Origin of the sequence: Cryptosporangium minutisporangium (assembly GCF_039536245.1) — a bacterium.
In the GTDB taxonomy this organism is placed as follows: domain Bacteria; phylum Actinomycetota; class Actinomycetes; order Mycobacteriales; family Cryptosporangiaceae; genus Cryptosporangium; species Cryptosporangium minutisporangium.
The window spans coordinates 43,019-52,127 of sequence record NZ_BAAAYN010000050.1 but is presented as its reverse complement, the minus strand read 5'-3'; the positions used below and the strand labels follow the sequence as shown (position 1 = coordinate 52,127).

The window sequence follows — 9,109 nt, the reverse complement described above, 5'->3', positions numbered from 1 at the left end:
TTCACCGCGCGCTGGTAGGCGTCCGCGATGCCGACGAACTCCCCGAGGTTCGGCTCGTTCCAGACCTCGATCGCGGCGATCTTCGCACCGTAGGTCCGGGCCAGGAACGTCAGCCACGGCTTGATCGCGTTCGGGTCGGTCGGGTACTGCTTCACGTCGCTGCCGGTGTTCGGGCGCGACCAGGCAGGCGACTGGTGCACGGTGAGGAAGATCTGCATGCCCCGCGCGCGGACCGCGTCGATCACGATCGACAGGCGCTGGTGGTACCACTGGCTCGTGCTCGGAGCCGCGTTCGTGGGCTGCGCCGACGACCAGCCGACGTCGCAACGGATCATCTGGATGCCCTGGGCGGCGAGCGTGTCGAGGTGCTTGTGGAACATCGAGTTCGGCGTCAGGCCGTTCCAGTACATCTCCCACGTGCCGTGGAACTGCGCGCCGACGACCGGGGGTGCCGGGTTGGTGGCCGGAACGACCAGCGCCTGAGACACGCCGACTTCCTCCGCGGAGCCGGAGACCGGCCGGGGATGGTCGTCCAGCGCAGTGCCCAGCCACGCCGCTCCGGCTACGGCGGGTACCGCGACCGCCGCGGTGCTCAGCAGCTTCCGGCGATTGATCGTCCGCGTCTCGTTCCTCGTGTTGCTCACGAACGGAACGTCGGCAGCCACGGCTGCCCGGGGCGGTGCGCCCCGGGTGCGGCTGGGGTGCGCGTCGACCGGGCCGCCGGGCGCTCCCGTCCGGATCCCGCCCGGTACGGCGAAGGGCCCGGAGTGCGGTGTGCACTCCGGGCCCGATGCGTTGTGCGGGGACTCAGCAGCCGTAGTTGTAGTCCCAGCAGTGGTCGTAGCGCTTCTTGTGGTGACGCCGCCGACGCCGCGGCTTGTAGCAGTCGTTGTAGTCGTAGTCGTGCTTGTAGCCGTAGTCGTAGTCGCTCATCTCGGTCAGCCTCCTGAGGTAGTTGGTCGTACCGGCTCGTTCCGGTGTGCCACTAGCGTGCGACCGGGGCGGCGTCGGCACGATCTCCGCGGGAACGGCCCGACCGTTCAGCTGCGGACACTCCAGGAGTTGCCCGGCTCGCGCCACGGCGCCCGGCACCCACCGATCGGCTCAGCTCGGCGGATGCACCCGGGCCAGGAAGCCCCGCATCAGCGACGCGACCTCGGCCAGGTGGGTCTCGAGCAGCCAGTGCCCGCCGTCGAGCAGGTGCAGCTCGGCGTCGGGCAGGTCGCGCAGGTAGGCGCGTGCGGCGCCGGCGGGCATGTACCCGTCGTGCACTCCCCAGACGACGAGGGTGGGCGGCCGGTGGGTGCGCAGGTACTCCTGCTGCCGGGCGAACCACGGCACCGTGCTGCCCTGATCGGTGAGCAGGTCGACGAGGCGGTCGCGGCGGTGCGGCTCGCGCTCGACCCCGGACCAGGACAGGCGCCACAGGTCCGGGCTGATCCGATCGGCCAGGTGGTCCGGCACCTCGCCGACGAACTCGCCGCGGAAGCCCTCCTCGGTCACGGCTGCGGCGATGCGGTCCCGGCCCTCCGGCGTGGGGTCGTGCCAGTACTCCTCGAGCGGGGCGTACTTGGGACCGTGCTGGTCTTCGTAGATGTCCCCGTTCTGGAGAACCAGGCCTGCGACCCGGTCCGGAGCGGCCATCGCCAGCCGCAGCCCGAATTGGGACCCGTAATCCTGCAGGTAGATGACGTAACGCTCGAGGCCCAGCTGGTCGGTGAACTCCCGGAGGAAGCGGGCGTAGCCGTCGAACGTGTAGGCGAACCGCTCCGGATCGGGTGTCTCGCTGTAGCCGAACCCGGGGTAGTCCGGCGCTACCAGCCGCCAGCGGTCCGCGAGGAGCGGCAGCAAGTGGCGGTACTGGAACGACGAGGACGGGTAACCGTGCGGGAGCAGGACGACGGGCGCGTCGGCCGCGCCCGCCTCCCGGTAGAACGTCCGGATGCCACCGACGTCGACGGTCCGGTGGCTGATCGAGCCAGGTGTCATGAGTCCATTCTCTCCGGTCCGCGGACGCCGGGCCGGCGTCCGCGGACCTCGTGGTCAGGCCGACGCCACGGCTTGCGGCTCCGGCGCGTCGGGCGCGTTCGGTGGCGTGCTGACGCGGCGGCGCAGGCTGAACGCCGTCACCAGGGCGGCGACGAGCACGGCGGCGATGGGGAGCAGCAGAGCGGTGCGGATGCCGTCCAGCGTGATCCGACCTGCCCCGCCCGCGACGACGCTGACCGCGGTCACGCCGGAGATGCCCAGCGCGGTGCCGAACTGGATCGCGGTGTAGAGCAGGCCGCCGGCCAGGCCGTGCTCGCGCTCGTCGACCTCGGCGGTGGACGCCATCGTCAGCGGCCCGTAGGCCAAGGCGAACGCCATGCCGACCAGCACGAAGCTCGGCAGCATCGCCGCGTAGGTCCAGTCCGGTGCGACCGGGAGGAACAGCAGGTAGGAGAGCGCCGCGGTGGCCAGGCCCGCGAACAGGACGCGGGTGTTGCCGAACCGGCCGACCAGCCACGGTGTCAGCGTCGGGGCCAGCACCGTGTCGAGCCCGACCACGAGCATCGCCAGACCGGTCTCCAGCGGGCTCCATCCCCGGATCTCCTGCAGGTAGAGCGTGACGAGGAACTGGAACCCGGCGAACGCGCCGATGAAGAGCAGCGCGGTGAGGTTCGTGCGCGCCAGCGCGGCGTTGCGCAGGATCTCCAGCCGGACGAGCGGGTCGGCCGCCCGACGCTCCACGGCCACGAAGACGCCGAGCAGCAGCAGACCCCCGGCGCCGACGAGCACCGTGGTGGCCAGTCCCGCGGTGCCGTGCTCGAGGCGGACCACGGCGTAGGCCAGCAGCAGCATCGCACCGGTGATGCTCAGCGCGCCGGCCAGGTCGAACCGGCCGGTGCGGGGAGCGCGCTGCTCCTCGTCGTCCTTCACCAGCACGAGCGCCGCCAGCAGGAGGACGGCCGCGAGGATCACCGGCGCGAAGAAGACCCAGCGCCAGCCGATCGTCACCAGCAGGCCGCCGGCGACCAGGCCGAGGGTGTAACCGCCGGCAGCGATTCCGGCGTAGATGCCGAGCGCCCGGGTGCGCAGCGGCCCGTCCGGGAATGCTGCGGTGACCAGCGCCAGCCCGGCGGGGGCGAGGAACGCGGCGGCGACGCCGGTGACGAACCGGGCGGTGAGCAGCATCCAGCCCTCGGTCGCCACTCCGCCGAGCCCGGAGAAGACCAGGAAGACCACGAGCCAGGTGAGGAACATCCGGCGCCTGCCCAGTAGGTCGGCGGCCCGGCCGCCGAGCAGCATGAAGCCGCCGTAGCCGAGGACGTAGGCGCTCACCAGACCGCTCAACGCCCCGGTCGAGAGGCCCAGATCCGTGCGGATCGCCGGCAGGGCCACGTTCAGCATCGCGACGTCGATGCCCTCCAGGAAGATCGCTCCGCACAGCACGAACAACACACTCAACGACCGGCCGTCCATGCGGCCGCTCGATGTCGCCACGACGATCTCCTCTAGTTCCGTTTCGTGAGTTGGTTCCTTCTTGTAACCGTGGGAATCGTCAGGCAGGCTCGGTAGGCATGGAAGACGGAACTTCTGAGACCCCTGGTTACTGCTCGGATACCGACACCGGTTACGACGTCTCGCAGTGGGACGCCCGGGCGGGCTGCGAGGTCCGGCAGATCCTCGATCGCATCGCCGACAAGTGGTCGCTGCTCGTCATCGCGCTGCTGGATCGGCGGAGCCTCCGCTTCACCGAGCTGCGGCGGGAGATCGACGGGATCAGCCAGCGGATGCTCGCCCGCACGCTGCGCCATCTGGAGCGCGACGGGCTGGTCAGCCGCACCGTCTACCCGAGCGTGCCGCCGCGCGTCGACTACGCGCTGACGCCGCTCGGCGTCACCCTGCACGCCACGATCCAGGCGCTGGTGACGTGGACCGAGGCGAACACCGACCAGATCGCGGCGGCCCGGGTCGCCTACGACCGGCGGGAGGCCGTCGACCGTCTGGACGCTGACCGGCGGGCGGCGGAGCGGGACGCGATCGCCCACGAGGTCCTCACCGGCGCGCGCGGCTGACACAACTCGTTGACGGGCGCGGCGCGGGCTGCGCACCATCGCCGGATGGAAACCGTGGCGGAGTTACTGGGTCCGAATGCCGGCCGGGTGTCGCTGATCACGACGTCGTTCCCGCTGGACGACGTCGGCTACCGGCAGGAGGAGTACGTGCTCGCGGGCCAGGCGACGGCGTACGAACCGGCCGGGAGCGCGGACGCCGACGGGCGGTGGTCGGTTCGCGAGTCCCGGTCGGCGCCGTTCCGCACCCGGATCGTCGTCTACCGTCCGTCCGACCCGGACCGGTTCACCGGCACCGTGCTGGTCGAGTGGCTGAACGTCTCGTCCGGCGCGGACGTGGCCGCCGAGTGGCTGACCACCCACCGGCACCTCGTCCGCGAGGGCTTCGCCTGGGTGGGCGTGTCCGCCCAGCGGGAGGGCGTCGACGGGCAGGGCACGTTCTCGCTCGCACGCAACGGAACCGGCGCGGACAGCGGCTGGTCACCGATGCTGCCGCCGCTGAAGCAGACCGACCCGGACCGCTACGGCGAGCTGGACCACCCCGGCGACCCGTTCGCGTTCGACGTCTTCACGTCCGCGGGGCGCGCGGTGCGGGACGGGCTGTTCCCGGGCGCGCGGGTGCTGGCCGCCGGTGCGTCGCAGTCGGCGTCCTACCTGGTCACCTACGTCAACGCGGTGGCGCCGCGATCCGGTGTGTTCGACGGGTACCTGATCCACGGGCGGCCGGGGAACCCCGCGTCGCTCACCGGCTGGGACGGCGTCCGCTCGGGCGCGGTGCGGATCCGGACCGACGGACCGGCGCCGGTGCTGGTCCTGCAGACCGAGACCGACGTGGTCGGCGTCCTGCAGTCGGCCGGGTCCCGGCAGCCGGACGCCGACCGGTTCCGGCTGTGGGAGATCGCCGGGGCCGCGCACGCGGACACCTATACGATCCGCGCCGCCTTCGGGGACTCCGGGGCGCTCGGCGCCGCCGAACTGGCGGCGCTGCTGGCGCCGACCCGTAACCCGTTCGGGCCCGAGTTCGCGGCTCCGATCAATTCCGGTCCGCAGCACCACTACGTCGCGCAGGCGGCGGTCGCCGCCCTGGACCGCTGGGTCCGCTCCGGCACGGCGCCGGCCGTGGCCCCCCGCCTGACGCTCCGCGCCGCCGACTCCGACGGTGCGGATCGCGCCCACCCACTGGAGCTGGACGCCGCCGGTCTGGCCCGCGGGGGCGTCCGCACGCCGTGGGTCGACGTGCCGACCGCGGTGCTGTCCGGGCTGGGGCAGGAGGCCTCCGGCGGCGGCGCGGTGCTCTTCGGCTCCACCTGGCCGTTCGCCGCCGACGTGCTCGCCGCCCGCTACCCCGGTGGCCACGACGAGTACCTGGCCGCGTTCGCGCGCAGCACCCGGGAGGCGATCGACCGGGGATTCCTGCTGGCCGAGGACGAGGACGAGATCGTCGCGGTGGCCGCGGCGTCCTACCCGGGCGACCGGGCCGGAGGCGGCGCCGCTCGAGCCTGACGAGCCTCCGAACACTGTTAGGAAACCGCCGGACCAGCGCGCCGGTGGTCAGTAGGGTGCGTCGGACGAGGCACCGAGCGGGAGGAGACATTCATGGCCGTCGACCCACGCGGCAGTGACCTGAAGGCGTTCCTGGCCGGCGACCCGGAGGAGCCGGTGGTCATGCTCAACCTGCTGCGGTTCGCCGAGGGTGGCCGGGAGTCCTACGCGCGGTACACCGAGGCGCTCCGCGGGACGTTCCTGGAGCGCTACGGCGCGCAGGTCCTCTACGCCGGTGACGGCGACACCGCGCTGGTCGCCGAGGACGGGCAGGAGTGGGACGCCGTGCTCCTGGTGCGGTACCCGAGCCGCCGGGCGTTCAGCGCGATGGTCGCCGACCCGGAGTACCAGCAGGTAACGCGCTGGCGTACCGAGGCGTTGACGGAGGCCGTGCTGCAGCCGACGCGTCCGTGGACGGCGGCCGGCGCGTCCTGAGTTTCCTTGCGCCGTAGCGGGCCGCGATGGGAGGGTAACTAGAACACGTTTCAGATTTGGGGTGGTCGTGTGACCGACGTGTTCGACGTGATCGTGGTGGGCTCCGGCGGCGGCGCGCTGACCGCAGCACACCTCGCCGCCAAAGCCGGGCTCTCGGTGGCCGTGGTGGAGAAGACCGACCTGCTCGGCGGCACCTCCGCGTACTCCGGTGGCGCGTGCTGGCTACCCGGCAGCGCGGTGCAGCAGCGGGCCGGTAACCCGGACTCCACCGAGTCCGCGCGTCGGTACCTGGAGGCACTGCTCGACGGCCGTGCGAAGGACAAGGTCGAGGCGTTCCTCGGCCACGCACCCGAGCTGGTCGACGCCCTGGAGGCCGACGACGGGTTCGCGTTCGAGTGGCTGCCGTTCCCCGAGTACTTCGACGCGCCCGGACGCGTTCCGGGTGGCCGCTCGATCCAACCCGTGAAGATCCGCCGGGATGCACTGCCCGTCGAGGTCGCGGGGCTCGTCCGGCCGCCGGTCGAGTCGGACCGGGCCGGTACGGCCGGACGCCGGACGCTGACCGGGGGACAGGCGCTGATCGGCCGGCTGCTCGCGATGATCGTCCGGGACGGCGGCACGGTGCGCACCGGACACCGGGTCACCGCGCTGCTGACCGACGGCGACCGGGTGGCCGGTGTCCGGGCCGAGACCGCCGCCGGGCCCGTCGAGCTGCGGGCGCGTCGGGGCGTGCTGCTCGCGTCCGGCGGTTTCGAGGGCGACCAGGTGCAGCGCGATCAGCACGGCGTGCCCGGCCGGGCGGCCTGGACGATGGCACCGAGCGGCACCAACACCGGCGAGCCGATCCGCGCTGCCGAGGCGATCGGCGCCGCCACCGACCTGCTCGACCAGGGCTGGTTCTGCCCCGGACCGGTGCAGCCCGACGGCCGGGGCTCGTTCGCGCTCGGCGTCCGCGGCGGGCTGATCGTCGACACGACCGGGAGCCGCTACGCCAACGAGTGCCTGCCCTACGACCGGTTCGGCCGGCAGATGGCGGCCGCGCCGGAGCGGATCCCGTCCTGGTTCGTCTTCGATTCGCGGGAGGGCGGACGCCTGCCGGCGATCGCGATGCCGGAGGGCGACCCGGAGGCCCACCTCGCGGCAGGCACCTGGGTGCGGGCCGCCACGGTGCCCGCGCTCGCCGCCGCGATCGGGGTGGATCCGGCGCGGCTCACCGCGACCGTCGACCGGTTCAACGGCTTCGCGGCCGCGGGCGTCGACGAGGACTTCGGCCGTGGTGCCGACGAGTACGACGGGTTCTTCGCCGGCGAGACCCGCTCGCTCACTCCGCTCGACGCGCCGCCGTACTACGCGGCCCGTTTCGTCCTCTCCGATCTCGGCACCAAGGGGGGCCTGGTCACCGACGCGAACGGACAGGTGCTCCGGGCCGACGGCACCGCGATCGACGGGCTCTACGCGACCGGCAACACCACCGCGAGCGTGATGGGGCCGGTCTACCCGGCGCCCGGCGTGCCGCTCGGCACCGCGATGGTCTTCGCGTCGCTGGCGGTCCGGCACCTGTGCGCCGCGACCGACGGCGGTGACCCGGGAACCGCCGACCGGCTCCCGGGTCCGCCTGCGCTCAGCGTCGGCGGGGAGGACCGGCGAGCACCTGGATCTCGGTGAACCCGTAGAGACCCCACGGGCCGTTCTCGACGCCGATGCCGCTGTGCTTGTGGCCGCCGAACGGCAGGTCCGGGGTGACCGCGCTGCCGTGGGCGTTCACGGTGACCTGGCCGGCGTCGATCTCGGCGGCGACGATCGCGGCCCGCTCCGGGTCGGCCGACCACACCGACGCGGTGAGCCCGTACGTGGTGCGGTTGGCGCGGGCAATCGCGTCCTCGAGGTCCTGGTAGGGGATGACCGGGAGCGCGGGACCGAACTGCTCCTCGTCCACGATCGCCAGGCCGTCGGAGACCCCGGACAGGATCGTGGGCTGGAAGAAGTAGCCGGGCCGATCGATCCGGTCGCCGCCGGCGGCGACCCGCGCGCCGCGGTCGACGGCGTCCCGCACCAGCCCGGTGACCCGCTCGAACTGCGGCGCGTTGTTGACCGGTCCGAGCTGGGCGCCCTCGGCCGTGCCCTCGTCGACCTGGACGTCGCGGGCGATCGCGGCGAGCGCGTCGACCAGTTCGTCGTGCCTGCTCTCGTGGACGTAGACCCGCTTGGCGGCCAGGCACGTCTGGCCGTTGTTGATGAACGCGCTCCAGAACAGCGTGTCGGCGATCTCGGCGATCGGAGCGTCGGGCAGGACGATCGCCGGGTCGTTCCCGCCGAGCTCGAGCGTGACCCGCTTGAGGTCGTCGGCCGCCGCGGCCGCGACCTTCTTCCCGGTCGCCGTGGAGCCGGTGAAGCTGATCTTGCGGACCAGCGGGTGGGTGGTGAGCGACGCGCCGAGCGGATCCGGCCCGGAGACGACGTTCAGGACGCCGGGCGGCAGCACGTCGCGCAGCGTCTCACCGAGGGCGAGCGTCGCGAGCGGGGTGAACGGGGACGGCTTGATCACGACGGTGTTCCCGGCTCGCAGCGCCGGGGCGATCTTCCACATGGCGAGCGTCAGCGGGAAGTTCCACGGGGTGATCGCCGCGACGACACCCACCGGCCGGCGATGGACCTCGGCGTAGCCCTTCTCGTCGTCCCGGACGATCTCCGGGGGCAGCTCGAGGCCGGCGTAGTAGCGCAGCCAGAGCGAGACCAGGAAGCACTCGGTGGCCGCGTCCCGCAGCGGCTTGCCCTGCTCCGCGGTGAGGATCGCGGCCAGGTCGCCTGCGGCCGCGTCGACGGCGTCCGCGGCAGCCAGCAGCGCCGCCCGCCGTGCGTCCTCGTCGCGGCGCCAGCTGCCGAACGCGGCGTCGGCGGCGCGGACCGCACTGTCCAGTTGGGCCGGTGCGATCGCGGGTGCGGTGGCGAACGGCTCGCCGGTCGCCGGGTTGACGACCGGGAACCGGTCCGCGGTCTCGACGGCCGCGCCGTCGATCGTCAGGGTGCGGAGAGAACTGAGGTGATCGACAGGGGTGGACATATCGGCTCCTGCTCCA

General features: G+C 72.7%; 9 protein-coding genes. 4 read left to right on the top strand and 5 right to left on the bottom strand.

The annotated features are described in order from the left end of the window. From ABEB28_RS35195 to ABEB28_RS35180, 4 genes are all read right to left on the bottom strand, one after another. Nucleotides 1-644, bottom strand: a 644-nt coding sequence (locus ABEB28_RS35195) for a cellulase family glycosylhydrolase (RefSeq protein ID WP_345732599.1), incomplete at its 3' end; no start/stop codon positions are given. Between the two features lie 163 nt (nucleotides 645-807). Then, entirely contained in the window at nucleotides 808-933 is a 126-nt protein-coding gene (locus ABEB28_RS35190; RefSeq protein ID WP_345732598.1) for a hypothetical protein, read from the bottom strand. Nucleotides 934-1,104: 171 nt separating this feature from the next. Beyond that, nucleotides 1,105-1,989 (bottom strand): alpha/beta fold hydrolase, encoded by an 885-nt coding sequence (locus ABEB28_RS35185; protein ID WP_345732597.1) that lies wholly within the window; start codon nucleotides 1,987-1,989, stop codon nucleotides 1,105-1,107. Between the two features lie 54 nt (nucleotides 1,990-2,043). Then, nucleotides 2,044-3,462 (bottom strand): MFS transporter, encoded by a 1,419-nt coding sequence (locus ABEB28_RS35180; protein ID WP_345732602.1) that lies wholly within the window; start codon nucleotides 3,460-3,462, stop codon nucleotides 2,044-2,046. Nucleotides 3,463-3,560: 98 nt separating this feature from the next. Here ABEB28_RS35180 and ABEB28_RS35175 point away from each other — a divergent pair, with 98 nt between their 5' ends. The 4 genes from ABEB28_RS35175 (at nucleotide 3,561) to ABEB28_RS35160 (ending at nucleotide 7,697) form a co-directional block, all read left to right on the top strand. Then, nucleotides 3,561-4,058 carry a winged helix-turn-helix transcriptional regulator gene (locus ABEB28_RS35175; protein ID WP_345732596.1) on the top strand — a complete coding sequence of 166 codons (498 nt, stop codon included), beginning with the start codon at nucleotides 3,561-3,563 and terminating at the stop codon, nucleotides 4,056-4,058. 45 nt (nucleotides 4,059-4,103) lie between these two features. Continuing rightward, nucleotides 4,104-5,558, top strand: coding sequence for an alpha/beta hydrolase domain-containing protein (locus tag ABEB28_RS35170; RefSeq protein WP_345732595.1), 1,455 nt, complete (start codon nucleotides 4,104-4,106; stop codon nucleotides 5,556-5,558). Nucleotides 5,559-5,651: 93 nt separating this feature from the next. After that, complete coding sequence (locus ABEB28_RS35165) at nucleotides 5,652-6,032, top strand: DUF1330 domain-containing protein (RefSeq protein ID WP_345732594.1); 381 nt, start codon at nucleotides 5,652-5,654, stop codon at nucleotides 6,030-6,032. Nucleotides 6,033-6,101: 69 nt separating this feature from the next. Beyond that, on the top strand, nucleotides 6,102-7,697 hold the full coding sequence (locus ABEB28_RS35160; RefSeq protein ID WP_345732593.1) for an FAD-dependent oxidoreductase: 1,596 nt from the start codon (nucleotides 6,102-6,104) through the stop codon (nucleotides 7,695-7,697). Here ABEB28_RS35160 and ABEB28_RS35155 read toward each other — a convergent pair. Further along, entirely contained in the window at nucleotides 7,654-9,093 is a 1,440-nt protein-coding gene (locus ABEB28_RS35155) for an aldehyde dehydrogenase family protein (protein WP_345732592.1), read from the bottom strand. The genes ABEB28_RS35160 and ABEB28_RS35155 overlap by 44 nt on opposite strands. Between the last annotated feature and the right edge of the window lie 16 nt (nucleotides 9,094-9,109).